The sequence below is a fragment of the Streptomyces sp. NBC_01723 genome (assembly GCF_036246005.1).
In the GTDB taxonomy this organism is placed as follows: domain Bacteria; phylum Actinomycetota; class Actinomycetes; order Streptomycetales; family Streptomycetaceae; genus Streptomyces.
This window is the reverse complement of the sequence record NZ_CP109171.1, coordinates 7,385,853-7,412,798: the sequence shown is the minus strand read 5'-3', so window position 1 is coordinate 7,412,798 and position 26,946 is coordinate 7,385,853. Positions and strand designations below refer to the sequence as shown.

19 protein-coding genes are annotated in these 26,946 nt (G+C 71.9%); 4 read left to right on the top strand and 15 right to left on the bottom strand.

The window, feature by feature from the left end:
* Window positions 1-57 precede the first annotated feature (57 nt).
* The 4 genes from OIE75_RS34810 to OIE75_RS34795 all read left to right on the top strand — a co-directional run bounded on the left by OIE75_RS34810 (window position 58) and on the right by OIE75_RS34795 (window position 6,688).
* Entirely contained in the window at window positions 58-1,740 is a 1,683-nt protein-coding gene (locus OIE75_RS34810) for a thiamine pyrophosphate-binding protein (RefSeq protein ID WP_329473308.1), read from the top strand.
* Window positions 1,741-1,751: 11 nt separating this feature from the next.
* Window positions 1,752-2,984, top strand: coding sequence for a formyl-CoA transferase (frc, locus tag OIE75_RS34805; RefSeq protein ID WP_329473307.1), 1,233 nt, complete (start codon window positions 1,752-1,754; stop codon window positions 2,982-2,984).
* A gap of 4 nt (window positions 2,985-2,988) precedes the next feature.
* On the top strand, window positions 2,989-5,190 hold the full coding sequence (locus OIE75_RS34800; protein WP_329473306.1) for an acetate--CoA ligase family protein: 2,202 nt from the start codon (window positions 2,989-2,991) through the stop codon (window positions 5,188-5,190).
* A gap of 118 nt (window positions 5,191-5,308) precedes the next feature.
* The gene (locus tag OIE75_RS34795; RefSeq protein ID WP_307016147.1) at window positions 5,309-6,688 is read left to right on the top strand and encodes an OFA family MFS transporter; all 1,380 of its coding nucleotides are present in this window, start codon (window positions 5,309-5,311) and stop codon (window positions 6,686-6,688) included.
* A 93-nt stretch (window positions 6,689-6,781) separates the two neighbouring features.
* Here OIE75_RS34795 and OIE75_RS34790 read toward each other — a convergent pair whose 3' ends face one another.
* The 15 genes from OIE75_RS34790 to OIE75_RS34720 all read right to left on the bottom strand — a co-directional run bounded on the left by OIE75_RS34790 (window position 6,782) and on the right by OIE75_RS34720 (window position 26,829).
* Entirely contained in the window at window positions 6,782-7,987 is a 1,206-nt protein-coding gene (locus OIE75_RS34790; protein ID WP_329473305.1) for a sugar phosphate isomerase/epimerase family protein, read from the bottom strand.
* Window positions 7,988-8,099: 112 nt separating this feature from the next.
* Complete coding sequence (locus OIE75_RS34785; protein ID WP_329473304.1) at window positions 8,100-9,479, bottom strand: nucleotide pyrophosphatase/phosphodiesterase family protein; 1,380 nt, start codon at window positions 9,477-9,479, stop codon at window positions 8,100-8,102.
* Window positions 9,476-10,651: a metabolite traffic protein EboE gene (eboE, locus tag OIE75_RS34780; protein WP_329473303.1), complete on the bottom strand. Its 1,176-nt coding sequence runs from the start codon at window positions 10,649-10,651 to the stop codon at window positions 9,476-9,478. The genes OIE75_RS34785 and eboE overlap by 4 nt, the downstream gene beginning before the upstream one ends.
* 3 nt (window positions 10,652-10,654) lie before the next feature.
* A complete protein-coding gene (locus tag OIE75_RS34775; protein WP_329473302.1) occupies window positions 10,655-11,503 on the bottom strand; it encodes a TatD family hydrolase in 849 nt (282 codons plus the stop codon).
* Window positions 11,503-12,240 (bottom strand): EboA domain-containing protein, encoded by a 738-nt coding sequence (locus tag OIE75_RS34770; protein WP_329473301.1) that lies wholly within the window; start codon window positions 12,238-12,240, stop codon window positions 11,503-11,505. Before OIE75_RS34770 ends, OIE75_RS34775 begins: the two co-directional genes overlap by 1 nt.
* Before the next feature lie 14 nt (window positions 12,241-12,254).
* The gene (locus OIE75_RS34765) at window positions 12,255-13,169 is read right to left on the bottom strand and encodes a sugar phosphate isomerase/epimerase family protein (RefSeq protein WP_307016141.1); all 915 of its coding nucleotides are present in this window, start codon (window positions 13,167-13,169) and stop codon (window positions 12,255-12,257) included.
* On the bottom strand, window positions 13,166-14,308 hold the full coding sequence (locus OIE75_RS34760) for an SCO3242 family prenyltransferase (protein ID WP_329473300.1): 1,143 nt from the start codon (window positions 14,306-14,308) through the stop codon (window positions 13,166-13,168). Before OIE75_RS34760 ends, OIE75_RS34765 begins: the two co-directional genes overlap by 4 nt.
* A complete protein-coding gene (locus OIE75_RS34755) occupies window positions 14,305-15,477 on the bottom strand; it encodes an inositol-3-phosphate synthase (RefSeq protein ID WP_307016138.1) in 1,173 nt (390 codons plus the stop codon). Before OIE75_RS34755 ends, OIE75_RS34760 begins: the two co-directional genes overlap by 4 nt.
* Before the next feature lie 121 nt (window positions 15,478-15,598).
* Window positions 15,599-19,321 carry a ThuA domain-containing protein gene (locus tag OIE75_RS34750; protein WP_329473299.1) on the bottom strand — a complete coding sequence of 1,241 codons (3,723 nt, stop codon included), beginning with the start codon at window positions 19,319-19,321 and terminating at the stop codon, window positions 15,599-15,601.
* A gap of 263 nt (window positions 19,322-19,584) precedes the next feature.
* Window positions 19,585-20,583 (bottom strand): sugar phosphate isomerase/epimerase family protein, encoded by a 999-nt coding sequence (locus OIE75_RS34745; RefSeq protein ID WP_329473298.1) that lies wholly within the window; start codon window positions 20,581-20,583, stop codon window positions 19,585-19,587.
* Between the two features lie 16 nt (window positions 20,584-20,599).
* Window positions 20,600-21,853 carry a Gfo/Idh/MocA family protein gene (locus OIE75_RS34740; protein ID WP_329473297.1) on the bottom strand — a complete coding sequence of 418 codons (1,254 nt, stop codon included), beginning with the start codon at window positions 21,851-21,853 and terminating at the stop codon, window positions 20,600-20,602.
* Between the two features lie 95 nt (window positions 21,854-21,948).
* A complete protein-coding gene (locus OIE75_RS34735; RefSeq protein WP_122619007.1) occupies window positions 21,949-22,992 on the bottom strand; it encodes a substrate-binding domain-containing protein in 1,044 nt (347 codons plus the stop codon).
* Between the two features lie 17 nt (window positions 22,993-23,009).
* Window positions 23,010-24,029 (bottom strand): ABC transporter permease, encoded by a 1,020-nt coding sequence (locus OIE75_RS34730; RefSeq protein ID WP_307016134.1) that lies wholly within the window; start codon window positions 24,027-24,029, stop codon window positions 23,010-23,012.
* Window positions 24,026-25,543: a sugar ABC transporter ATP-binding protein gene (locus OIE75_RS34725; protein WP_307016133.1), complete on the bottom strand. Its 1,518-nt coding sequence runs from the start codon at window positions 25,541-25,543 to the stop codon at window positions 24,026-24,028. The genes OIE75_RS34730 and OIE75_RS34725 overlap by 4 nt, the downstream gene beginning before the upstream one ends.
* A gap of 104 nt (window positions 25,544-25,647) precedes the next feature.
* Window positions 25,648-26,829 carry an ROK family transcriptional regulator gene (locus OIE75_RS34720; protein WP_122619004.1) on the bottom strand — a complete coding sequence of 394 codons (1,182 nt, stop codon included), beginning with the start codon at window positions 26,827-26,829 and terminating at the stop codon, window positions 25,648-25,650.
* Between the last annotated feature and the right edge of the window lie 117 nt (window positions 26,830-26,946).

Genomic DNA, 26,946 nt, shown 5'->3' with positions numbered 1-26,946 from the left:
TGTATGCAATCTACCGCGAGAGCGCCCCAACCCCTCGTGAAGGGACAGGACTTCGCCATGCCCGACGACACCCAGGACCTCATCTCCGGCGGTCACCTCGTCGCCAAGGCACTCAAGGCCGAGGGGGTCGACCGCATCTACACCCTGTGCGGCGGCCACATCATCGACATCTACGACGGCTGCGTCGACGAGGGCATCGAGGTGGTCGACGTACGCCACGAGCAGGTCGCCGCGCACGCCGCCGACGGCTACGCCCGCATCACCGGAAAGCCCGGCTGCGCGGTGGTCACCGCGGGACCGGGGACCACCGACGCCGTCACCGGTGTCGCCAACGCCTTCCGCGCCGAGTCGCCGATGCTGCTGATCGGCGGTCAGGGAGCGCACACCCAGCACAAGATGGGGTCCCTCCAGGACCTGCCGCACGTCGACATGATGACGCCGATCACCAAGTTCGCGGCGACCGTGCCGGACACCGCACGGGCCGCCGACATGGTGTCGATGGCGTTCCGCGAGTGCTACCACGGCGCGCCGGGCCCCTCCTTCCTGGAGATCCCGCGCGACGTGCTGGACGCCAAGGTGGCGGCGGACAGGGCGCGGGTCCCGAAGGCCGGGGCGTACCGCGCCTCGACGCGTTCGGCGGGCGACCCGGAGGCGGTGGAAAGGCTCGCCGACCTGCTGGTGCACGCGGAGAAGCCCGCCATCCTGCTCGGCAGCCAGGTGTGGACGACCCGAGCGACCGAGGCCGCCGTCGACCTGGTCCGCACGCTGAACGTCCCGGCGTACATGAACGGCGCCGGCCGCGGCACCCTGCCGCCCGGCGACCCGCACCACTTCCAGTTGTCGCGCCGGTACGCCTTCTCCAACGCCGACGTCATCGTCATCGTCGGCACGCCCTTCGACTTCCGCATGGGCTACGGCAAGCGGCTGTCGCCGGACGCGACCGTCGTCCAGATCGACCTCGACTACCGCACCGTCGGCAAGAACCGCGACATCGACCTCGGGATCGTGGGCGACGCCGGGCTGGTGCTCCGGTCGGTGGCCGAGGCCGCGTCGGGGCGGCTCAACGGGGGCGCGGCCAAACGCAAGGAGTGGCTCGACGAGTTGCGCGCGGCGGAGCGGACCGCGCTGGACAAGCGGTTGCCGCAGCTCAGGTCGGACGCCTCCCCCATCCACCCGTACCGGCTGGTCAACGAGATCAACGACTTCCTCACCGAGGACTCGGTGTACATCGGGGACGGCGGCGACATCGTCACCTTCTCCGGGCAGGTCGTGCAGCCCAGGTCGCCGGGCCACTGGATGGACCCCGGGCCGCTCGGCACGCTCGGCGTCGGGGTGCCCTTCGTGCTCGCCGCCAAGCAGGCGCGGCCCGACAAGGAGGTGGTCGCCCTCTTCGGCGACGGCGCCTTCTCGCTCACCGGCTGGGACTTCGAGACCCTGGTCCGCTACGACCTGCCCTTCGTCGGCGTCGTCGGCAACAACTCCTCGATGAACCAGATCCGCTACGGCCAGGCCGCCAAGTACGGCAAGGAGCGCGAGCGGGTCGGCAACACCCTCGGCGACGTGCCCTACGACGAGTTCGCCCGGATGCTGGGCGGCCACGGCGAGGAGGTCCGCGACCCCGCCGAGATCGGCCCGGCTCTCAGGCGCGCCCGGGAGTCCGGCAAGCCGTCCCTGGTCAACGTCTGGGTGGACCCGGACGCGTACGCCCCCGGAACCATGAACCAGACGATGTACAAGTGAGGTGAAGGCCCATGACAGCCAAGGCTCTTGAGGGCATCCGCGTCCTGGACATGACGCATGTGCAGTCCGGGCCCTCGGCGACCCAGCTGCTCGCCTGGCTCGGCGCGGACGTCGTCAAGCTGGAGGCGCCGAGCGGCGACATCACGCGCAAGCAGCTGCGCGACCTGCCGGACGTCGACTCCCTGTACTTCACGATGCTCAACTGCAACAAGCGGAGCATCACCCTCAACACCAAGACCGAGCGCGGCAAGGACATCCTCACCGAGCTGATCCGGCGCTCGGACGTCATGGTCGAGAACTTCGGCCCGGGCGCGGTGGACCGGATGGGGTTCACCTGGGACCGCATCAAGGAGATCAATCCACGGATCGTCTACGCCTCCATCAAGGGGTTCGGCGACGGCCCCTACACCGCCTTCAAGGCGTACGAGGTGGTCGCGCAGGCCATGGGCGGATCGATGTCCACCACCGGTTTCGAGGACGGGCCGCCGCTGGCGACGGGCGCCCAGATCGGGGACTCGGGCACGGGCGTGCACGCCGTGGCGGGCATCCTCGCCGCGCTGTACCAGCGGGAGCGCACCGGGCGCGGGCAGCGGGTGAACGTGGCCATGCAGCACGCGGTGCTCAACCTCTGCCGGGTGAAGCTGCGCGACCAGCAGCGCCTGGCCCATGGTCCCCTCGCCGAATATCCCAACGAGGACTTCGGCGACGAGGTTCCCCGGTCCGGCAACGCGTCCGGCGGCGGGCAGCCGGGCTGGGCGGTCAAGTGCGCGCCGGGCGGCCCGAACGACTACGTGTACGTCATCGTCCAGCCGGTCGGCTGGCAGCCGCTCAGCGAGCTGATCGGCCGGCCCGAGCTGGCCGACGACCCGGAGTGGGCGACGCCGCAGGCGCGGCTGCCGAAGCTGGGCAAGATGTTCCAGCTGATCGAGGAGTGGTCGTCCACGCTGCCCAAGTGGGAGGTGCTGGAGCGGCTCAACGCCCACAACATCCCGTGCGGGCCGATCCTGTCCACCAGGGAGATCATCGAGGACGCCTCGCTGGCCGCCAACGAGATGGTCGTCACCGTGCCGCACCCCGAGCGGGGCGAGTTCGTGACCGTCGGGAGCCCGCTCAAGCTCTCCGACTCGCCGGTGCGGGTGACCAGTTCACCCCTGCTCGGCGAGCACAACGAAGAGGTGTACGTCGGCGAGCTGGGTCTCGGCGACGAGGAACTGCGCCTGCTCAAGTCGAACGGGGTGGTCTGACGTGATGGCCGAGGACCGGGTGGCCCGGGTGCGGGCACTCCTGGACTCCGTGCGGGCCGAGGGGCGCACCGCGCTCACCGCGCCCGAGGGGAAGGTGCTCGCGGACGCCTACGGGATCGCCGTACCGGGAGAGGAACTGGCCCGGGACGTCGATGAGGCGGTGGCCTGCGCGGCGCGCTTCGGCGGGCCGGTCGTCATGAAGATCGTCTCGCCCGGCATCCTGCACAAGACCGACGCCGGCGGTGTGGTCGTCGGGGTGGAGGGCGCGGCGGACGTGCGGGCCGCGTTCCGCCGGATCGTCGACAACGCGCGCGCGTACGACGCGTCGGCGCGCATCGAGGGTGTGCAGGTCCAGGAACTGCTGCCACAGGGGCAGGAGGTCATCGTCGGCGCGGTGACCGATCCGACGTTCGGGAAGGTGGTGGCGTTCGGGCTGGGCGGCGTGCTGGTCGAGGTCCTCAAGGACGTCACCTTCCGGCTGGCACCGGTGGACGCCGACGAGGCGCTGTCCATGCTGGACTCGATCCGGGCGGCGGAGGTGCTGCGCGGGGTGCGCGGGCGGGCCGGCGTCGACCGGTGGGCGGTGGCCGAGCAGATCCGCCGGGTCTCCGAACTCGTCGCCGACTTCCCGGACATCGCCGAGGTGGACCTCAACCCGGTGATCGCCACGCCCGAGGGCGCGGTCGCGGCCGACATCCGGGTCATCCTCGCCACCGACACGCCGAAGGAGCGCCGCCGGTACACGCGCGAGGAGATCCTCACCTCGATGCGGCGCCTGATGCAGCCCTCCTCGGTGGCGGTGATCGGCGCGTCGGGTGAACCCGGCAAGATCGGCAACTCGGTGATGCGCAACCTCGTCGACGGCGGCTTCGCGGGCGAGATCCACCCGGTGAACCCGAAGGCCGATGACATCTTGGGCCGCAAGGCGTACAAGAGTGTCACCGACGTTCCCGGTGAGGTGGATGTGGCGGTCTTCGCGATCCCCGCGCGGTTCGTGGCGGCGGCCCTGGAAGAGGTGGGGCGCAAGCGGATCCCCAACGCCGTACTCATTCCCTCCGGCTTCGCGGAGACCGGCGAGCAGGCGCTCCAGGACGAGATCGTGGCGGTCGCCGAGCGGTACGGCGTACGGCTGCTCGGGCCGAACATCTACGGCTACTACTCGACCTGGCAGGACCTGTGCGCCACGTTCTGCACGCCGTACGACGTCAAGGGCGGGGTCGCGCTGACCTCGCAGTCGGGCGGGATCGGGATGGCGATCCTGGGTTTCGCACGGACCACGAAAACCGGCGTGTCGGCGATCGTCGGCCTGGGCAACAAGTCGGACCTGGACGAGGACGACCTGCTGACCTGGTTCGGTGAGGACCCGCGCACCGAGTGCATCGCGATGCACCTGGAGGACCTCAAGGACGGGCGCGCGTTCGTCGAGGCCGCGCGGGCGACGGTGCCCAGGAAACCGGTGGTCGTGCTCAAGGCGGGGCGGACGGCGGCGGGCGCGAAGGCCGCCGGGTCGCACACCGGGGCGCTGGCCGGGGACGACGCCGTGTACGACGACATCCTCCGGCAGGCGGGCGTCATCCGGGCGCCCGGGCTGAACGAGATGCTGGAGTACGCGCGCGCGTTGCCGGTGCTGCCCGCGCCGGAGGGCGACAACGTGGTGATCATCACCGGTGCCGGGGGCAGCGGCGTACTGCTCTCGGACGCGGTGACGGACAACGGCCTGTCGCTGATGGAGATACCGCCGGACCTGGACGAGGCGTTCCGCGCGTTCATCCCGCCGTTCGGCGCGGCGGGCAACCCGGTGGACATCACCGGGGGCGAGCCTCCGTCGACGTACGAGGCGACGATCCGGCTTGGTCTGGAGGATCCGCGCATCCACGCGCTGGTCCTCGGCTACTGGCACACCATCGTCACTCCCCCCATGGTGTTCGCCGAGCTCACCGCGCGGGTGGTGGGCGAGTTCCGCGCGCGGGGCATCGAGAAGCCCGTGGTGGCCTCCCTGGCCGGCGACGTCGAGGTGGAGGAGGCGTGCCAGTACCTCTTCGAGCACGGGGTCGTGGCCTACCCGTACACCACCGAGAAGCCGGTGGCCGTGCTCGGCGCGAAGTACCGCTGGGCGCGGGCGGCATCAAGGCTGGGGCCGCAGGCCCTCCGTCAGGGCGGTGGCGGGAGACGGGCGGGCTTGCTGGGGGGGCGGCACATGAGGTGAGCCCGCGGAGGGCCGGCCGACGGGTGCGCGTCGGCCGGCCCCGGAACCCGCGCTGCGCACGAAAGGCATGGGACAGGGGGCGCTGGCCAGATCTTTCGACGCAAGGGGTGCAAACGACATGACAGCCACGGACGTCACACGGGTCGCCGCCTACCGGGAGGTGACCGACCGGAACGGACGCGTCTATCGCGTGGGCGAGTCCGACATCGACATCATGGGCCGCAAGCGCAAGTGGATGGTGCTCCTGCCCTGGATCGGCATGATGGGCATCTCCTCCGCCGAGTACGCGTTCGCGTCCGCCGAGGACACGCTCCACGAGGCGCACCACTGGTCCAGCGGCAGCATCTACTGGATGATGACCGCCTGGATCTTCTGCCAGGCCGCCGTCGCGTTTCCGGCGGGGCGGCTGCGAGAGAACGGCAAACTGCCGGCCCGCTGGGCGATGATGCTGGGGTCGGTCGGCACGCTGCTCGGCTATCTGTCCCTGGCGTTCGCGCCGCATGTCGCGCTCGCCTTCATCGGGTTCGGCGTGTTCAGCGGCATGGGCGCGGGCATGGTGTACGCGACCTGCGTCAACATGGTCGGCAAGTGGTACCCGGAGCGCAGGGGCGGCAAGACCGGCTTCGTGAACGGCGGCTTCGCGTACGGTTCGGTGCCGTTCGTCTTCATCTTCCACGGCTACATGGACGGCTCCAACTTCCGCTGGGTGCTGGTCTCGGCGGGTGTCTTCCTGGCCGCGATGGTGGCCCTGGCCGGTTTCTACTTCCGGGACCCGCCGAAGAACTGGTGGCCGGCGGCCGTCGACCCGCTGAACCCGCCGGACGACCCGCGGGCCCGGCGTTCGCTGGAGAAGAACCCCCCGGCGACCAAGCAGTACTCCCCGCTGGAGGCCTGGCGGACCGGCCGGGTGGCGCTGATGTGGTTCTGTCTCGCCTGCACCTCCGGCGTGAACATCTTCGGTATCGCCTTCCAGGTCGACATCGGTGAGGAGGCGGGCTTCGCGGCCGGGATCGTGGCCACGGCGATGTCGCTGAAGGCGATCGTCAACGGCACCGGGCGCGGCGTCATCGGCTGGCTCTCCGACCTCTACGGCCGCAAGCAGTGCCTGCTCTACGTCTGCGCCATCCTGGGCCTCGCCCAGTTCGGCATCATCTGGTCGGCCGAGATCAAGAACCTGCCACTGTTCCTGATCTTCTCCGCCGTCTCCGGCTTCGGTGGCGGTGCCATCTTCCCGATGTTCGCGGCGCTGACGGCGGACTACTTCGGCGAGAACAACAACGCCACCAACTACGGGATGGTCTACAGCTCCAAGCTCGTCTCCGGACTGGGCGCGGGCATGGGTGCCGTGGTCGTGGGCGCCTGGGGCTACAACGGAGCCTTCACGCTGGCGGGCTGCATCTCGATCCTCGCGGGATTCGTGGCGCTGTTCCTGCAACCGCCCGGACGGCCGAAGGACAAGCGCATCGCGCCCAACCCACGGCCGCTCGGCGAGGAGTGACCGCACCACGCGGCCTCGCGAGGTCTCGCACGGTTTCGTACGGACGGGCGGCCCTCCCCGCGTCGTGGGGAGGCCGCCCGTCCGTACGGCGGGTCAGCAGCGCTTGCGCAGGGCCGCCAGGTTGTCGTAGCTGATCTTGGCCTCCCGCAGCGACTGCGCCGGGTCGGTGGCGCTCGGGGAGTTGTCGTCCTCGATCATCGGGTTGTGGTAGTTCCGCTCCCCGACCCGGGAGAAGAACGTGCGGTAGTCGATGACACCCGTGCCGAAGGGCACCATGTCGTAGCCCATGCCGTTGGTGGTGCTGACCACGCCGTCCTTGGCGTGGAACAGCGGGTAGCGCTTGTTGTTGCGGGCGACCAGACCCGCCGGGTCGAAGACGTCCTTCCGGGTCGAGCCGTCGTGGGCGGTGTAGGAGTGGAACTTGTACTGGGCCACGTGCGCCCAGAAGATGTCCATCTCCAGCCAGACCGCCTTCGGGTCGGTGGCCTTGAGGAAGTACTCCAGCTTCCGGATGCCCGAGCTGCGGGTCGGCCGGCCCTGGTCGTCCAGCGGGCCGCCGTCGAGCAGGAAGCCGTAGGCGCCGTCGTGGTTGTGGGTGTAGAGCTTGATGCCCTCGCGGCGGGCGATCCGGCCGAGGGCGTTCCACTTGTCGGCGGCCACGTCCCAGTCGGCGCGGTAGGAGCTGCCGGTGGGGTCGCCGCCGGTGCCCATGTGGTCCATGCCGAGGATGTTGGCGATCTCCAGGTGCTTCTTGAAGGTGTCCTCGTCCTCCGCGGTCAGCGGCCAGGAGGACGGGATGAAGCCGTGGTTGCCCTGGGCGCGCAGGCCGTAGTCGTCGAGCCAGGAGCGGAGCAGCTTCGCGCCCTTGACGGACTCAAGGCCGGCGCCGCCCGGGGCGTTGGCGTGCTGGTTGTATCCGGCGAACTCGACCTGCCGGTAGCCGTGGCGGGCGAGCTGCTTGAACACCTCGCGGAAGCCGGAGGGCAGGTCGGAGGCGAGGGGGTCGCGGGCGGTGGCGTCGCGGACGGTGTAGAGGATGATGCCGCGCTTGTCCGCCGGGACGAGGACCTGCCCGCGGCCGTGACCGTGGTCGTGGTCGTGGCCTCTGTCCCGGTCCTGGGCGAGGGCCGGGGCGGCGCCGAAGACGGGGGCCGCGACGGCTCCGGCCGCCACCGCGGTGCAGGTGCTGAGGAAACGGCGCCGGCCCACGCCGAGGCTGCGGCGGAGGCTCTCGTCCGGGCCGTCGAGGGCCGGGTCCGTGCCGGCGTCGGTGCGGGAGGGATCGGTGAACGGGCTCACGGTGCCTGCCTTCTGGGTCGTGGCCTGCCGCGATGCGGCTCGGGCGGGCCGTTGTCAGTGCCGTGTGTTTCACTCTCAGTAGCTGGATCTCGGCAGCGCGTGTGACGGAGCGTCAGTCGAGACCGGCGAGCCGGAGCAGGAGTTGTTTCACATCGGTGGCCGCTACGCGGTCTCCGACAGCGCGGGGGGTGGAGCAGATGAGGAGCGGACCGTCGTCGTCGCTCGCGGGGAGGCGGCCGTGGCTGCCCCTAATAGGTGAGGGATCCAGGGGCACGACCGCCATGCGGTAGCGCATGCCGAGTTTCTTGCGGGCCAGGGCGGAGGCCGCCTTGACCTTGACGTAGGGGTCGAGGGGGTCCATGAACAGCTCGACCGGGTCGTAGCCGGGTTTGCGGTGGATCTCGACGAGCTGCGCGAAGTCGGGCGCGCGGCCGTCGTCGAGCCAGTAGTAGTACGTGAACCAGGCGTCCGGCTCGGCGACGGCGACCAGCTCGCCGGAGCGGGGGTGGTCGAGGTGCTGGGCCTTCTTTCCCTCGTCGTCGAGGAGTTGCGCGATACCGGGCAGCCCGTCAAGGGCGGCGCGGGTCGCGTCCAGGTCCTCGGGGCGGCGGACGTACACGTGGGCGATCTGGTGGTCGGCGACCGCGAAGGCGCGGGAGGCCATCGGGTCGAGGTACTCCATGCCGTCCTGGGTGTGCACCTCGAGGAGGCCGGCGCGGCGCAGGGCGCGGTTGATGTCCACGGGCCGGCTGACGGGGGTGATGCCGTACTCGGACAGCGCGACGACGGTGCGGCCCTCGGCGCGGGCGTCCTCCAGGAGCGGGGCCAGCGCCGCGTCCAGGTCGGCAGCGGCCTTCAGGGAGCGGGGGTCGTCGGGGCCGAAGCGCTGGAGGTCGTAGTCCAGGTGAGGGAGGTAGCAGAGCGTCAGGTCGGGATGGCGGGTGGCCATGACGTGCCGGGTGGCGTCGATGATCCACTGGCTGGAGACCAGGTCCGCGCCGGGCCCCCAGAAGTGGAAGAGCGGGAAGGTGCCGAGCTTTTCGGTGAGTTCGTCGTGCAGGGCCGGGGGCCTGGTGTAGCAGTCGGGTTCCTTGCGGCCGTCGGCGTAGTAGACGGGACGGGGGGTGACGGTGATGTCGGTGTCGGCGCCCATGGCGTACCACCAGCAGATGTTGGCCACGGTGTAGCCGGGGTGGGCGCGGCGGGCGGCGTCCCAGAGTTTGTCGCCGGCGACGAGTCCGTTGTGCTGGCGCCACAGCAGGACGTCGCCGAGTTCGCGGAAGTACCAGCCGTTGCCCACGATGCCGTGCTCGGAGGGGTGGGTGCCGGTGAGGAAGGTGGACTGGGCGGCGCAGGTGACGGCGGGCAGCACGGTGCCGAGCGGCGCGCGGGAGCCGGACTGGCCGAGCCGCTTGAGGTGGGGCATGTGGTCGAGGAGACGGGGGGTGAGGCCGACGACGTCCAGGACGAGGAGGGGGGTCGGGCGGGTCATGGCAGTTCCTTCAGGCCGAGGTCGGTCAGCAGGTCGCGGGCCAGGGTCAGCTCGGCGGCGATGCCGTCGGTGAGCTGCGCGCGGGCGCGGGGCCGCAGCTCGGGCGGGAGGGCCTGCCAGGTGTAGGTCTCGACCTCCAGGTGCCGGGTGAGGGGGCGCGGCCCGCCGACAAGCCGGTTCAGCGCGGCCTTGAGCACGGGGAGGGTGGAGGTGAGGGGCGCGGCGGGGGCCGCGTGCAGGGGGACGTGGAAGTGGGCGCGCCAGGGCGCGGTGTCGGGCAGCGGGCCGCCCTCGGCCAGGGCCTCGTCGAGGTCGTCGGTGCCCTGGCGGCCGCCGGCCGTGGTGGTGGTCCGGGTCTGGTGCAGGAAGCGCGGCTCGGCGAACGCGGCCAGCGCCTCCCGGACCGCCGGGTCGCCGGGGTGCTCGGCGTGCAGGGCGGCGGACAGCTGGGACTTGACGACGGGGACGCGGGCGGCGGCGAGGGCGTCCAGAGCGGTGTCCGGATCTTCGAAGGAGGTGGCGAGGTGGCAGGTGTCGACGCAGACGCCGATCCGGTCGTGGCCGATCGCGGTCAGCGGGGCGATCGCGTCGTGGGTGGTCTCCACGACGCAGCCGGGTTCGGGTTCCAGGCCGATGCGGATGGAGCGGCCGGTCAGCTCCTGGAGCGCGTCGAGGCGTTCGGCGAGCGTGCCCAGCGCGGCGTGCGCCTTGTCGGCGCGGGTCTCGTCGTACGCGGTGCGCCAGGCGAGGGGCAGGGTGGAGATGGTGCCGTCCGTGACGTCGTCGGGCAGCAGTCCGGCGAGCAGGCGGGCCAGGGAGGTGGTGTGTTCCAGGCGTTCCGGGTCGGCCCAGTCCGGCGTGTAGACGCGGTACTTGACCTCTTCGGCGCCGAAGCCCTCATAGGGGAAGCCGTTGAGGGTGACGACCTCCAGGCCCCGCCGGTCGAGTTCGGTGCGCAGGCCGCGCAGCGCGGCGGGGTCGGTGACCAGGGCGTGCGCGGCGTCGCGGGCGAGCCACAGCCCGATGCCGAGGCGGTCGCGGCCCAGGCGGCGACGGACCGGCTCGCAGTGGTCGCGGAGCTGGGCGAGGACCCCGTCGAGGGTCTCGGCGGGGTGGACGTTGGTGCAGTAGGCGAGGTGGACGGTGGAGCCGTCGGGGTGCCGGAAGCGCATGGCTCACTCCCCGCCGCGCAGGACGGAGTTGCCCTCGTGCGTGGCGTCGGCCGTGGCGACGTCCAGCTCCAGCCGCCCGCTGAGTCCGTAGAAGGCGACGGGGTTGCGCCACAGGACCAGGTCCACGTCGTCCTCGGTGAAGCCCTCGGCGAGCATCAGGTCGCCGACCTTGCGGGTCTTGAGCGGGTCGCTCCTGCCCCAGTCGGCGGCGGAGTTCACCAGGACCCGCTCCGGGCCGTACTCACGCAGCAGGGCCACCATCCGGGCCTCGTCCATCTTGGTGTCCGGATAGACGGAGAAGCCGAGCCAGGCGTCGCTGTCCTTCGCCTCCTTGACGGTGGTCTCGTTGAGGTGGTCGACCAGCACGTGGTCGGTGGGCAGCGCGGACTCGCGGACCGCGTCCAGAGTGCGGCGCAGGCCGGCCAGCTTGTCGCGGTGCGGGGTGTGCACGAGGGCGGGCAGGCCGTGGTCGGCGGCGAGCTGGAGCTGGGCGGCCAGGGCGGTGTCCTCGGCCGGGGTCATCGAGTCGTAGCCGATCTCGCCGACCGCCACCACGCGGTCCTTGACCAGGTAACGGGGAAGTTCGTCGAGGACGGGGAGGCAGCGGGGGTCGTTCGCCTCCTTGGGGTTGAGGGCGATCGTGCAGTGGTGGGCGATGCCGTACTGGGCGGCGCGGAAGGGTTCCCAGCCGAGCAGGGCGTCGAAGTAGTCGCGGAAGGAGTCGGGAGAGGTGCGGGGCTGGCCCAGCCAGAAGGAGGGTTCGACCACGGCGCGGACGCCGGCGGCGTGCATGGCCTCGTAGTCGTCGGTGGTGCGGGAGGTCATGTGGATGTGGGGGTCGAAGATGCGCATCAGGACTCCTTGCCGTGGGGGTCGGCGCTGCCGGGCGCGGGAGGCTGCTCGGTCTCGGTCAGGGCCAGGACGCGGTGCAGGTCTTCGGGGACGGTGCGGCCCGCGGCGGTGCGTTCGGCGGCGTAGTCGGCGAGCATGCGGGCGAGTTCGTCGTCGCCGCGGGCCCGGCCGGCGAGATCCGCCACGCGCTCGACGGCGACGCCGGTGAACAGGCACTTCAGTACGGCGTGCCGCCACTGGTGGGCGTCGAGGTGACGGGCGGCGTACGGGCCGAGGGCGGCGGCGACGAGCCGGGTGTCGTTGGTGCGCAGCGCGTCCTCGACGAGCGGGAGGGCGTCCGGGCCGGGCACCAGGTGGGGCAGCGCGTGCAGGACGGCGCGGCGTTCGTCCGCGGTGCCCTGGGAGTAGACCCGGCTCAGGGCCTCCGTCCCGGCGCGGGCGGCGTGCAGGACGAGGACCCGGGCGGCGTCGGCGTGGGCGGGACCGCAGCGCCGGCCCGCCTCGGCGAGGCGCAGCTCCCACACGGAGATGGGGCCGTGGGTGCCGGGGTGGGCGGCGGCCTCGTCCAGGGCCTGGTCCAGCCAGGCGCGGGCGGCTCCGCCCAGCTCGGCGGTGAGGGCGGCGCGCAGGTCGGCGGGCGGGACGTGGGCGGGGTTGGTGCCCTGGGGGTCCTGCCCGGCGGGGTTGCCATCCGTGCCCCGGGTGGGGGTGGCGTGGGTGGCGCGTGGCTGCGTCATGGGTGTGGCTCCCTTCAACGGGTGGCGGAGGGCTCGCCCGAGCGGTTCGTACGGGGTGACGCCGCCGCGGCCCGGCGGAGGAACGGGAGGGAGCGTTCGGCGAAGTGGGGTCCGGCGTGGGAGTGGCGGGGCAGTTCGACGACGGTCAGGCCCTGGTAGCCGGTGGCGGCGAGGGCGTCGAGAACGGGCGGGAAGTCGATCTCGCCGTCACCGAAGGGGAGGTGTTCGTGGACGCCGCGGCGCATGTCCTCGATCTGGACGTGACGCAGCCAGGGGCCGGCGGCGCGCACGCAGTCGGCGGGAGGGAGGGGTTCGAGGCACTGGCAGTGGCCGATGTCCAGGGTGAGGCCGAGGTGCTCGGGGTCGCCGAGGGCGCGGCGCAGGGTGTGGAAGTCGGCCAACTCGGCCAAGAGGTGGCCCGGTTCGGGCTCGACGGCGAGCGGGACGCCCGCGGTGGCGGCGGCCTCCAGGACCGGGGTGAGGGACTCGGCCAGCCGCTTCCACGCCGTGTCGTCGTCCGTGCCGGCCGGGGTGACGCCGCTGAAGCAGTGCACCGCGTGGGCCCCCAGGTCGGCGGCGACCCGGACGGCGCGGACCAGGAGGTCGGTGCGGCGGGCGCGGTCGTCGGGGTCCGGGTCGAGCAGGGAGGGGCCGTGCTTGCGGCGCGGGTCGAGCACGTAGCGGGCGCCCGTCTCCACCGTGACGCCCAGCCCGAGTGCGTCCAGCCGGCGGGCGACCCGGCGGGTGCGGTCCGCCAGGTCGTCGCCGAGCGGGTCGAGATGCATGTGGTCCAGCGTCAGGCCGACGCCGTCGTAGCCCAGGTCGGCGAGGAGGCCGAGGGCGTCGTCGAGCCGGAGGTCGGTGAGGCCGTTGGTGCCGTAGCCGAAGCGGAGGGGGGTCGACGGGGTGGCGTTCGGGGCGTGGCTCACGTGATGCTCACCTTCCTCATGGCGGCCCTCCTCGCGAACATCCGGCCGGCCGGGGCCAGGGCCGCGATCAGCAGGGACGTGGCGGGTGCCCCGGCGCGGGCGGCGAGGGCGGCCTGGAGGGGGATCGTGGCCCGGATGCCGCCGCCGACGGCGCGTTGGGTGAGCGGGGGTGAGGGGTTGAGCGTGGCGTGGAGGTAGGGACGGGCCGCGGTGGCGGCGTACGCGGCGCCCAGGGCGGCGGTGAGGACGTCCCCGGCCTCCGGGGCGCCAACGGGCGGCTTGGAGCCCGACAGGCCGGGGGCGGCTGCTGCCCACCGGCCTGCCGGGAGTCGGGTGCGGCGGTGGCCGACCACCAGCCGGGTCAGCACCCCCGTCGTCGCCAGGGCCGCCGAGGGGGCCAGGACCGAACCGCCGGTGGTCTCCCGGCGGGAGACGGCCGTGACCGCAAGGGTGTGGCTGCCGAGCAGCGCGGCGGAGGGCAGCGCGGCCCGGGTCCCGCCGGAGGTGGCGGCCGCGCCCAGGAGCAGGTCCAGTCCGCGGGCGGCGGCCATGGCCGCGGGCCCGGCGGGTGTGTGCTTCAGGACGAGGTCGTAGGCCCACACGGACCCCGCGAGTGGCGCGGCCACCGCCAGGGCGGGGCGCCCGGCCGCGGCGGCGAGTGCGAGACCGGCACCGGTGAGGCCGCAGGCCGCGGCGAGGGCGGCCGCCGGACGGATCCGGCCGGACGGAATCGGGCGGTGCGCACGCTCCACGGCGTCCTCGGCCCGGTCCGCCCAGTCGTTCAGGGCCATGCCCGCCTCGTACAGGCACAGGGACGACCCGATGGCGAGCAGCGTACGGCGCCCGGGCCGCACCCCGGCGGCGGCGGCACCGGCCAGGGCGTCTCCGGGAACGGTGAACAGGGCGGGCAGCCGCAGCAGTTCGGCCCAGGCTCCAGCGCGGCCGGAGCGGGGGCGGGGCCCGCGGGTCGCGGCACCGTCTGCGGGCGGTGTCGCGAGGTCGGTGCGCCGGCCACCGGCGGGCGGCGCGGCGGCGTCGACGCCATGGCCATCCGCCGGCGCACCGGGTACGGCGAGCACCCGGGAGGAGGCGGACGACCCGGACGACCCGGATGCGTCCCGCGCCCTGGCGCGGCTCATCGCCGCTCCCCGTGCTCGGCCGCGGCGCCTTCGTCGTCGCGCAACCGTCCCGCGAAGGCCCGCAGTTCCGCGTACTGCTCCGCCAGGGACGACGGGCCGTCGCCGACCGGGTCCTTGAAGTAGAAGCCCAGTTCGCTCAGGGGGCCGGAGAGCCCCTTCTCCTGGGCGCGGGCGGCGAGGCGGGCCAGGTCGAGGACGAGCGGAGCGGCCAGCGCCGAGTCGCAGCCCTGCCAGGTGGTCTGGAGGACCATCCGGGCGCCGAGGAAGCCGTCGAAGGCGATGTGGTCCCAGGCGGTCTTCCAGTCGCCGAGCGCCGGGACGTCGTCGATGTGGACCTCGCCCTCGGGCGCGGCTCCGAGCGTGTCGACGAGGACGCGTTCCTTGCCGGCGTTCTTGGCGGCGGCCGCCGCGGGGTCGGCGAGGGCCGCTCCGTCGCCGCCGCCGAGGAGGTTGGTGCCGGACCAGGCGCGCACGGCGAGGGCCCGCTGGAGGAACATCGGGCCGAGCACCGAACGGAGCAGGGTCTGCCCGGTCTTGCCGTCGCGGCCCGCGTACGGGAGCCCGGAGGACTCGGCGAGCGCGGCCAGCGCCGGGTGGTGCAGGCCGGTGGACGGGGTGAAGTTGACGTAGGGGCAGCCGGCCCGCAGGGCGGCCGCCGCGTACAGCGAGCTGGGGGGCAGGGTGTCGTCGGTGGGCGCGGGCTCGGTGGAGGCGACGTTCACGACGACGGCGCCCGCGAGGTCCTGGCGGCGCACGAAGTCGCGGATGTCGGACGCGAAGGCGTCGATCAGCGCTTCCTGCGTGGGCGCGGGGGCGCCCGGCAGTGGACCGCCGGGCCGGATCTCCCGGTCGGCGGCGACGAGTTCGGCGTGCACGGCGGACGGCAGGCCGTGCGGCAGCACACCGCCGGCGGCGAGGTGCTCGGCGCGCTTGGGCAGCGGGCAGTCGAGGGTGTCGTGACCGCCGAAGACGAGCGACGACAACGATGGCAGACCGCACGAGGTGAAGGGCGCGGTCTCGGTGACCATGCCGGTCGCCGGGTGGAGCCCGGCGGCGACGGCGGCGCAGCCCGCGATCGCGGTGGTGGCCACGGAGCCGCGTGCCCCGATGAGCCAGACGCCGAAACGCGGGGCCGTGGAGGGGGTGGGCAGGAACGGTTCGGCGGACATGGGCAGCCTCCTTGTCGTACGCGAACCGGATGTGAGCGCCGGAAGCGGGGGCCGGGCGCGGGGCCCGGCGGGACGGCGGGCGGAGGTCCGGCGTCCTCCGCCCGCCGCCGTCTGATCGCCCTTAGGAGGGCAGTTCCTTGAGCTGGATGTTGCGGAAGGAGACCTGGTCGTCGGCGCCGTGGTTCTGGAGGCCGACGTACCCGTCGGTCAGGCTCCGCTCGGGGTCCTTGTTGGTGAAGTCGTTGATCTTGACTCCGTTGAGGAACACCTGGAGGCGTTCGCCCTGGACCTTGATCTCGTAGGAGTTCCACTGGCCGGGCGGCCGCAGAACCTGGTCACGGGCCTTGATGTTGGCCGACTTGAAGGAGTAGACGGACCCGGTGGTGCGGTCCGGCGCGTCCGTGGCGTCGATCTGGATCTCGTAGCCCTTGTTCACCGCGGACCAGGGGTCGTCGGAGGCGGGGAAGCCCACGAAGATCCCGGAGTTGTCGTCGCCCTGCATCTTCCAGTCGAGCTTGAGGGAGTACGACTTCAGCTCCTTGGCCTGGTACCAGAGCAGCCCCATGCCGCCGTTGGACTCCAGCGTGCCGTCCTTGACGTCGAACGTGCCGGGGCCGGCCTGCTTCCAGCCTTCCAGGGTCTGGCCGTTGAAGATGTCCCGGTAGTCCTTGCTGGGCTTGCAGTCCGCCTTGACCTGGCCGGTGGCGTACTGCATGCCGCCGAGCAGGTGGCCGCGGAAGGCCTCGTCCGCGTAGGACTCCTTGGTGTGGCCGAGGCCGGTGTAGAAGGCGCGGCCGCCCTCGTACGGCTGACACCAGGCGATCGGGTGGTCGCCCTTCATGTTGCCGCCCTGGTAGGTCGTCTCGTCCAGGGTGGCGAGGACCTTGGCCTGCTCGCGCGGGTTGGTGCGGTAGTTGTACAGCTCGTCGGTGTGCTCCCAGGCGTCGTCCAGGTGCGCGGTGGACGGGTGGTCGTGGTCCTCGACGCGGACGGTGGCCTTCTGGATGGCCGGGTGCGAGTCGAAGTAGGCGCCGACCAGGCCGCCGTAGAACTCCCAGTCGTACTCGGTGTCGGCGGCGGCGTGGATGCCCAGGTAGCCTCCGCCGTTCTTGACGTAGTTCTCGAACGCCGTCTGCTGAGCGGCGTTGAGGACGTCACCGGTGGTGGACAGGAACGCCACCGCGTCGTACTTGGCGAGGTTGGCGGTGGTGAACTGCCCGGCCTCCTCGGTCGCGGTGACCGAGATGCCGGCGGGGGCGCCGATCTCCTTGAGCGCGGCGATGCCCGCCGGGATCGAGTCGTGGCGGAAGCCGGCCGTCTTGGAGAAGACGAGGACCTTCTTGCCGGCCTTGAAGGGCTCGGTGGAGAACTCGAAGTCGTCCACGTCGTAGAGCGCGCCGTCGCCGCCCCGGAAGACCAGGTACACGTCGGTGGTCTTCCTGGGCAGGGCCCGCAGCGGTACGTCGACGTTCTGGAAGGTCTCCCAGCTGCCCGTCGGCGGGACGTACGCCGAGCCGTGCAGCGGGCCCTCGGGCGAGCCGGTGCGCACCTCGAGGTATCCGCCGGCGCCGCCGGAGGAGGCGCGCACGGTCAGCTTCTTCTGGCCGTCGAACTTGTAGGGGCTGAAGGAGATCCAGTCGCCGTCCTCGATGTTGCCGACGGTCTTGCCGCCGTTGGCCCCGGTCTTGTCGATGACCGAGACGCCCGACTGGTCGGCGAAGTGCTCGGCCTGGCGGTGCGGCGGCTGGATGACGGTGCGGGCGGTCCCGGTCAGGGCCTCCTGGCCGTTGGCCCCGCCGTCCGTGTAGCTGGCGCCGACGACGCCGTAGATGTTGGCGTTGGGGTCGTGACCGCCGTCGCCGGGCGGCGGCTTGAGGGTGCCCTCACAGCCCATCTCGCTGGTCAGCTCGTGGGCGTGGGAGTCGTGGCCGAGGCTGTAGGCGACCTTGACCTTGGAGCAGTCGATCGTCTCCTCGGGGTCGGTGACCTTCACCTTGAACGGGATGGGCTCGCCCATCGGGAGCAGGGTGCCGTTGCCCGGGGTCTCGATGGTCACCGTGGGCGCGGTGTTGCCCACCACGACCCGCACGCTGGCGCTGCCGGTGTTGCCCTCGGGGTCCTTGGCGGTGAAGGTCGCGGTGTAGGTGCCGACCTTCTTGTACTTGTGGGTGGGGGTCAGGCCCTCGCCCTTGGTGCCGTCACCGAAGTCCCAGCTGTAGGTGAGGTCCGGGGAGTCGGCGTCCTTGGCGCTCGCGGTGAACTTGACCTTCAGTCCGGCCGCGCCGGACGTCCTGTCGGCGCTCACCTCGGCGATCGGGGAGAAGCCGTCCGCGGCGTTCTCGATCCGGTAGAGCCCGGAGTTCTCGTCGCCCTGGAACCAGGAGAGGCCGTAGTCGAGGATGTAGAGCGCGCCGTCGGGGCCGAACTCCATGTCCATGATCTGGGTGCCGGTCCACGGGAAGTCGTTGATCTTCGCGACCGTGCCGTCAGGTCCGTCTTCGGTCTGCTCGATCCGCTTGATCCAGCGGCGGCCGAACTCACCCGCGAAGAAGTCGCCGTCGTACTCCTCGGGGAACTTCACGCTGGACTCGAGGTCCGGGTCGTACCGGTAGACCGGGCCGCCCATCGGGGACTCGGATCCGGTGCCGAACTCGGGCACGGAGGCGCCGTCGTACGGGATCCACGCGGCCTGCGCGGGCGGCAGGTCGGTGAGTCCGGTGTTGTGCCGGGACGTGTTCTTGGGCGCGGCGCAGTCGAACTTGGCACCGGAGGTCCCGGTGGCGAAGTCGTAGTCGTTGTAGGCGTCGTTGTTGCCCGTGCAGTACGGCCAGCCGAAGTTGGCGGCCTTGGTGACCTTGGCGAACTCGACCTGGCCGGCCGGTCCGCGGTTCGGGTCGGCGGCGCCGGCGTCGGGGCCGTAGTCGCCGACGTAGACCGTTCCGGTCTTCTCGTCGACGTTCAGCCGGAACGGGTTGCGGAAGCCCATCGCGTAGATCTCGGGGCGGGTCTTCTCCGTGCCGGGGGCGAAGAGGTTGCCCTCCGGGACGGTGTACGAGCCGTCCTCGGCGACCTTGATCCGCAGGATCTTGCCGCGCAGGTCGTTGGTGTTGCCGGCGCTGCGGCGGGCGTCGAAGGCCGGGTTGCGGTCAGCCCGCTCGTCGATCGGCGTGAAGCCGTCGGAGGCGAAGGGGTTGGTGTCGTCACCGGTGGACAGGTAGAGGTTGCCCTCGGCGTCGAAGTCGATGTCGCCGCCGACGTGGCAGCAGGTGCCGCGGGAGGCCGCGACGTCCAGGACCTTCTTCTCGCTGGCCTGGTCGAGGGTGCCGTCGGGCTTGAGGACGAAGCGGGAGAGGCGGTTGACGCCGTCGAACTTCGCGAAGTCCGCGGCGGTGCCGGTCTCCGGGGCGTCGCCCGCCGGGGTGTCGAGGGGCGGGGCGTAGTAGAGGTAGATCGCCCGGTTGTTCGCGAAGTCCGGGTCGATGCCGACGCCCTGGAGGCCCTCCTCGTCGTGGCTGTAGACGTCGAGCTTGCCGGCGACCTTGGTGACGCCGCCCTGGTCGGTCAGGCGCAGTGTGCCGTCGCGCGAGGTGTGCAGGACGCTGCGGTCGGGCAGCACGGCGAGCGACATCGGCTCGCCCATCTCGGGTTCGCCCTTGGCGAGCGGAACCTGCTGGAACTGCCCCTCGGCGGGCGCCGGTTCGTCGTGCTCCGGGTGGCCGGGGTGTGCGCCGGCGACGGTGGCCGGGGCGCCCACGGCCAGCATCAGGCCGGTGAAGAGGGCGAGGGTGGTGCGGAGCCTGGGACGCCTCGTGGTCCTGGTGCTTTTGAGTCTGCTTCTGTGCACGAAGTCCCTCCGGGAACGGGTGGGCCGTACGGAACGGGTGCGATGACGTGCGATGCGGGCGCCGGGGTGCGCCGTCACCCCGGAGGCGTGGGTGTCCTGAACACTTCAGGGACGGTAACCGCGTTCGTCCGGGGCCAACACCCCTTGGGCCGGGACTTGTTTGAACTTTTTCCCAACTCAGGACAAAGCGGGATCCGGGCAAGCCGGACCGGGGACCGGTGCTTTCACCGGCCCCCTTCCCGGCCGACTGCCGGAAACGTGGGTCAGCTGTTGAACGCGGCGTCGAAGGACGCGCTGGGCGGCTCGAAGTCGAAGGCCTTGAGGCTGGTGAGGGCCTCGGGGGCGCCCTGGAGCCGGTCCATGCCGGCGTCCTCCCACTCGACGGAGACCGGCCCCCGGTAGTCGATGGAGCGGAGCATGCGGAAGACGTCCTCCCAGGGGACGTCGCCGTGGCCGGCCGAGACGAAGTCCCAGCCGCGCCGCGGGTCGCCCCAGGGCAGGTGGGAGCCGAGGCGGCCGTTGCGGCCGTCGAGGCGTTTGCGGGCCTCCTTGCAGTCGACGTGGTAGATGCGGTCGCGGAAGTCCCACAGGAAGCCGACCGGGTCGAGGTCCTGCCAGACGAAGTGCGAGGGGTCGAAGTTCAGCCCGAAGGCGGGCCGGTGGCCGACCGCCTCCAGGGCGCGCTGCGTGGTCCAGTAGTCGTAGGCGATCTCGCTGGGGTGCACCTCGTGCGCGAACCGCACGCCCTCCGCGTCGAAGACGTCGAGGATCGGGTTCCAGCGGTCGGCGAAGTCCTGGTAGCCGCGTTCGATCATGGACTCGGGGGCCGGCGGGAACATGGCGACCAGGTGCCAGATGGCCGAGCCGGTGAAGCCGATGACGGTGTCGACGCCGAGGCGGGCGGCGGCCCGCGCCGTGTCCTTGATCTCGGCGGCGGCGCGCTGCCGCACCCCCTCGGCATCCCCGTCGCCCCAGATCCGGGCGGGCAGGATGGCCTCGTGACGTTCGTCGATGATGGCGTCGCAGACCGCCTGGCCGACCAGGTGGTTGGAGATCGCCCAGCACTTGAGGCCGTACTTGTCGAGCAGCTGGTGCCTGGATTCCACGTAGGAGGGGTCCGCAAGGGCCTTGTCGACCTCGAAGTGGTCACCCCAGCAGGCGAGTTCGAGGCCGTCGTAGCCGAAGTCGCGGGCTAGGCGGCAGACCTCCTCCAAGGGCAGGTCCGCCCACTGACCGGTGAAGAGAGTGAAGTTGCGCGGCATGTCGCTGCCAGCCTCCTCAGGGAGCGATCGGGGTGTAGACGGAGTTCTTCTCGGCGCTCTCCTCCACCGCCGCGAGCACCCGCTGCACCTGGAGCCCGTCCGCGAAGGAGGGTTCGGGGCGGCGGCCCTCGGCGACGGCGTGGACGAGGTCGCGCGCCTGGTGCACGAAGCTGTGCTCGTAGCCGAGTCCGTGGCCCGGCGGCCACCAGGCGTCCAGGTAGGGGTGCTCGGGCTCGGTGACGAGGATGCGGCGGAACCCGGCGTGCTCCCCGGGCTCCGTACCGTCGTGGTACGACAGCTCGTTGAGCCGTTCCAGGTCGAAGGCGAGCGAGCCGCGCTCGCCGTTGAGTTCGATGCGCAGGGAGTTCTTGCGGCCGGTGGCGTACCTGGTGGCCTCGAAGGAGACCAGGGCGCCGGAGGTGAGGCGGCCGGTGAACACGGCGGCGTCGTCGACGGTGACCTCGCCCATGGCGCCGTCCGCCGAGCCCGCGGTCAGGCCCCGGGCGGCGCCGGCGGCCAGCGGGCGCTGCCGTACGAAGGTCTCGGTGAGGGCGGAGACACCCGCGATCCTCTCCCCCGTCAGGTACTGGGCGAGGTCGACGATGTGGGCGCCGAGGTCGCCGAGCGCCCCCGATCCCGCGAGTTCCTTGCGCAGCCGCCAGGTGAGCGGGGCCTGGGGGTCCACCAGCCAGTCCTGGAGGTAGGTCACCCGCACGTGCCGCAGCCGTCCGACGCGGCCCTCGGCGACCATCCGCCGGGCCAGCGCGGTGGCGGGCACCCGGCGGTAGTTGAAGCCGACCATGGCCAGCTGACCGCGCGCGGCCGCATCCTCGGCGACGCGCGTCATCTCCTCGGCCTCCTCGACGGTGTTGGCCAGCGGCTTCTCGCACAGCACGTGCTTGCCGGCGGCCAGCGCGGCCAGCGCGATCTCGGCGTGGCTGTCGCCGGGGGTGCAGACGTCGACGAGGTCGATGTCGTCCCGCTCGACCAGGGCCCGCCAGTCCGTCTCGGTGCTCTGCCAGCCGTGCCGGTCGGCCGCCGTGCGGACGGCGTCGGCGTCCCGCCCGCAGATCGCGGCCAGCACCGGGTTCAGCGGCAGGTCGAAGACCCGGCCGGCGGTGCGCCAGCCCTGGGAGTGGGCGGCGCCCATGAAGGCGTAGCCGACCATGCCGACGCGCAGGGGCGGTCTGTTCGCGGATGCCCCCGAAGCCCCGGTTCCGGTCCCGGCGGCTGCTGCCCCGGCCCCCTCGGGCTGCTGCGGCTGTCCCATGCGGATGTCCTCCTCGTCGTGGTGGCGCGGTGGGGGGTGGGACCCGCCCCGGGCGGCTGGTCAGGCCGCTGCCGGGGCCGGGCCCTGGAGATCCGTCACTTGAAGCCCGTGGACATGTACTGGTCGACGTTCTCCTTGTCGACGACGGCCGAGTAGCAGGTGACCGTCGAGGGGATCTCGAACTCGGCGAGTCCGCTGACGCCCTTGCCCTGGCCGAGGGCGCGGGCCAGGTCGATCGCGGAGGCCGCCATGGTCGGCGGGTAGAGCACCGTCGCCTTCAGGACGCCGCTGTCGGCCTTGATGGCCTGGAAGGCGGAGAGCGCGCCGGCGCCGCCGACCATCAGGAAGTCGTCGCGTCCGGCCTGCTCGATGGCGCGCAGGGCGCCCACGCCCTGGTCGTCGTCGTGGTTCCACAGGGCGTCGAAGCTCGACTGGGCCTGGAGCAGCTGGGCCATCTTGGACTGCCCGGACTCGACCGTGAACTCGGCGGCCTGGCGGGCCACCTTCTTGATGTTCGGGTAGTTCTTCAGACCGTCGTCGAAGCCCTGGGTGCGCTGCTGGGTCAGTTCGAGGTTGTCGATGCCGGCCAGCTCGATGACCTTGGCGTCCGGCTTGTCCTTCAGCTTCTCGCCGATGTAGTGGGCGGCGTTGAGCCCCATGCCGTAGTTGTCGCCGCCGACCCAGCAGCGGTAGGCCTGGGGGCTGTTGAAGATGCGGTCGAGGTTGACGACCGGGATGCCGGCGCGCATCGCCTTGAGGCCGATCTGGGTGAGGGCCTTGCCGTCCGCGGGCAGGATGACCAGGACGTCGACCTTCTTGTTGATGAGGGTCTCGATCTGGCCGATCTGCTGGGCGGTGTCGTTGGAGCCCTCGGTGACCTCGAGGGTGACGTCCGAGTACTTCTTGGCACGGTTCTGCGCCTGGTCGTTGACGGCGTTGAGCCAGCCGTGGTCGGCCTGCGGACCCGCGTAGCCGATGGTGACCTGCTTGCCGGGCTTGTCGTCGGCGGCCGGCTGCGTGTCCGCCGCCTTGTCGCCGCCGTCGTCCGGGTCGTTGCTCGTGCACCCGGTGAGGACGGCACCGGCGGACACGGCGGCGGCTCCGAAGAGCAGCCCTCTGCGACTCGTGAGCTTCGTCATGACGGTGAACCCTTTCCTCAATGCGTGCTTGCGGTACGGCGCTGGACCAGCACGGCGGCGACGATGATCGCTCCCTTGGCGATCTGCTGCACGTCGGTCTGCAGGTTGTTCAGGGCGAAGATGTTCGTGATCGTGGTGAAGATCAGGACGCCGAGCACGGAGCCGACGATGGTTCCGCGGCCGCCGCTGAGCAGCGTGCCGCCGATGATCGCGGCGGCGATGGCGTCGAGTTCGTAGAGGTTGCCGTTGGTGTTCTGGCCGGAGCCGGCCAGGGCGATCAGCAGGAAGGCGGCGATGCCGCAGCACAGCCCGGAGAGCAGGTAGATGTAGAGCCGCTGGCGGCGGACGTCGATGCCGGCCAGCCGGGCGGCCTCCGGGTTGCCGCCGACGGCGACGGTGCGGCGGCCGAAGGTGGTCCGGTTGAGCACCAGCCAGCCGATGACGGTGACGGCCGCGAAGACCAGGACCAGCGGCGGGACGCCCAGCACGTAGGAGTCCCGCTCGGCGAGGTCGAGGACGCTCGGCACCGTGACGACCTGGGTGCGCCCGTCGGTGATCTGCAGCGCCAGGCCGCGCGCCGAGGCCAGCATGGCGAGGGTGGCGATGAACGGGACCATCGTGCCGTACGCGATGAGCACGCCGTTGACCAGGCCGCAGCCCACGCCGACGATGATCGCGGTGAAGAGGATGCCGGCGAAGCCGAACTCCTGGGTGGCGACGGTGGTCGCCCACACCGAGGACAGGGCGACGATGGCGCCCACGGAGAGGTCGATGCCCCCGGACATGATCACGAAGGTCATGCCGACGGTGACGACACCGATGACGGACGCCTGAGTGAGCACCAGTTGGAGGTTGCGGGTGTCGAGGAACGCGTCGGGCTGGGTGATGCCGCCGATGAGGACCAGTACGGCGAGCACGCCGAGCAGGCTGAGGGTGCGGACGTCGGCGCCGGCCGTCAGGTTCTTCCAGGCGGGCCGGGTGTCCACCGGTGCCGCCTTGCCGGTGCCGTCCCGCGGCGGGGACACGTGCTGCGTCATGACGCCGGGCTTCCTTCCATCACGAGGTCGAGTACGCGGTGTTCGTCGAGTTCGCGGGCGGGGGCCTCGTGCACGACGCTCCCCTCGCGCAGTACCAGCACCCGGTCGGCCAGGCCCAGCACCTCGGGGACCTCGCTGGAGACCAGCAGGACGGCGAGGCCCTCGTCGGCGAGGCGCCGGATGACGGCGTACAGCTCCGCGCGGGCGCCCACGTCGACGCCGCGGGTGGGTTCGTCGAGCAGCAGGACCCGGCAGCCGCGCAGCAGCCAGCGGGCGAGGACCGCCTTCTGCTGGTTGCCGCCGGAGAGGGTGCGCACCGGCGCGGTGGGGTTGTCGGGCCGCAGCGACAGTTCGCGGGTGGCGGCGCGGGCCGCCTTCAGTTCGGCGCCGCGGTCGATCCAGCCGCCGCGCGAGAAGCGGGACATGGCGGAGACCGACACGTTGCGGGTGACGGACTCCAGCATCAGCAGGGCCTGCGCCTTGCGCTCCTCGGGGGCGAGCCCGAGTCCGGCGCGGACCGCGGCGCGCACGCTGCCCGGCCGCAGCGGCCGTCCGTCGACGAGGACCTGTCCGGCGTTCGGCTTGCGGGCGCCGTAGACCGTCTCCAGGATCTCGGAGCGGCCGGAGCCGACGAGTCCGGCGAGGCCGACGATCTCGCCGGGCCGCACCTCCAGGTCGAGCGGGGCGAACTCACCGTGCCGGGTCAGTCCGCGGACGCTCAGCACCGGCTCACCGGTGCCGGGGGCGGCGGGCCGCTCCGGGAAGACGTACTCGACATTGCGTCCCGTCATCAGCGCCACCACCTCGCGGGTGGGCGTCTCCTTGGCGGGCAGCCCGCCGGCCACCGCCCGGCCGTCCTTGAGGACGGTGACCCGGTCGCCGATGCGGCGGATCTCCTCCAGGCGGTGCGAGATGTAGACGACGGCGACGCCGTCCGCGGTGAGGTCGGCGACGATGCGGAAGAGGTTGTCGACCTCGTCCGGGTCGAGCGCGGCTGACGGCTCGTCCATCACGATGAGCCGTACGTCGTGCGAGAGCGCCCGTGCCATGGACACGATCTGCTGCTGGGCCGCGGAGAGGTCACCCACCAGCCGGCCCGGGTCGACCTCGGGGTGCCCGAGCCGCTTCAGCAACTGGGCCGTCGAGGTCTTCGCCGCCTTTCCGCGCACGACGAAGCCGGCGCTGGTCGGCTCGTGGCCGAGGTGGACGTTCTCGGCCACCGACAGGTGTTCCACCAGGTCGAGTTCCTGGTAGATGGTGGCGATGCCGAGGCGCATGGCCGCGATGGGCGAGCGCAGGGTGACGTCCTCGCCGCGCCAGCGGATGGTGCCGGTGTCGGGCTGGTGGGCGCCGGCCAGCACCTTGATGAGGGTGGACTTCCCGGCGCCGTTCTGGCCGAGCAGGCAGTGCACCTCGCCGGCCTGGACGTCGAGGTCGACGCCGTCCAGGGCCCGGACTCCGGGGAACGACTTGGTGATGCCGGACATGCTGAGCAGCGGTGGTTCTGGTGCCATGTGAGGTCCCCTCGGCGGGCATGCGGGCCGGTGTCAGGGCAGAGCGGGGCAGAGCAGGGCAGAGCGCTGTACTGGTGGAGCGTGGCTGAGGTACCGGACGGTGCCTACGCGGGTGAGAACAGGTGGTCGCTGATCAGGCGGGCCGCGCCGATGACTCCGGCGGTGGGGCCCAACTCCCCCAGGACGATGGGGAGGTTGCCGGTCGCCAGCGGCAGCGACTGGCGGTAGACCTGGGTGCGGATCGCGGCGAGCAGGTTGTGGCCGAGGCCGGTCACCCCGCCGCCGATCACCACCAGGCCCGGGTTGAAGAAGCTGACCAGGCCCGCGATGACCTGGCCCGTGCTGCGGCCGCCCTCGCGGATCAGGTCGAGTGCGGTGGCGTCGCCCGCGGCGGCCGCGGCGGCGACGTCGGCGGCGCTGAGGACGCCGTTCGCCTCCAGCCGGTTCGCGAGTTCGGCCGAACCGCCCTGTTCGGCGGCCTCCATGGCGTCGCGGGCCAGCGCCGCGCCGCTGAAGTGGGCCTCCAGGCACCCCCGGTTGCCGCAGGCGCACTGGCGTCCGTCGGGCACGGCCTGGATGTGCCCGATGTCGCCCGCGCTGCCCGTGGTCCCCCGGTACACCTCACCGCCGACGACGATGCCGCAGCCGATGCCGGTACCGATCTTGACGACGAGGAAGTCGTGCACGGTGCGGGCGACGCCCGCGTGCTGCTCCCCCAGCGCCATCAGGTTGACGTCGTTGTCGACCATGACCGGGCAGCCGAGGTCCTGGCTGAGCGCCTCCCGCACGGGGAAGCCGTCCCAGCCCGGCATGATCGGCGGAGCCACCGGCACGCCCTCGGGGAAGCGGACCGGCCCCGGGACGCCGATGCCGGCGCCGTCGAAGCCCTCCGCGAGTCCCGAGGCCCGCAGCTTGGCGGCCATGGACAGCACCTGCTCGAAGACCGCGACGGGTCCCTCGCGTACGTCCATGGGCTGGTTGATGTGGCCGAGGATCTCCAGCTCGGCGTTGGTGACGGCGACGTCGACCGAGGTCGCGCCGATGTCGACGCCGAGGAAGCGCAGTTCCGGATTGAGCCGGACGTTGTGGCTGCGGCGCCCGCCGCGCGAGGCGGCGAGTCCGTCGGCCACGACCAGGCCCGTCTCCAGCAGCCGGTCCACCTCCACGGCCAGCTTGGACCGGGAGAGGTCGACCTGGTCGCCCAGCTGAGCGCGGGAGTTGGGCCCGCCGTCGCGCAACAGCTGGAGCAGTCGCGCCTGGTGGGTGTTGGCGGGTCGTGCGGTCATGCGTCTCACGAGCCCCTCCCCGCCTCAATCGGCCTTGAGTGTGCCGGTTTCCGGCCACGTTCCGTGGCCTGCTTTCGGAGGGAACGTAGCAGTGGGCGCCGGGTGTGGGAAGAAGTC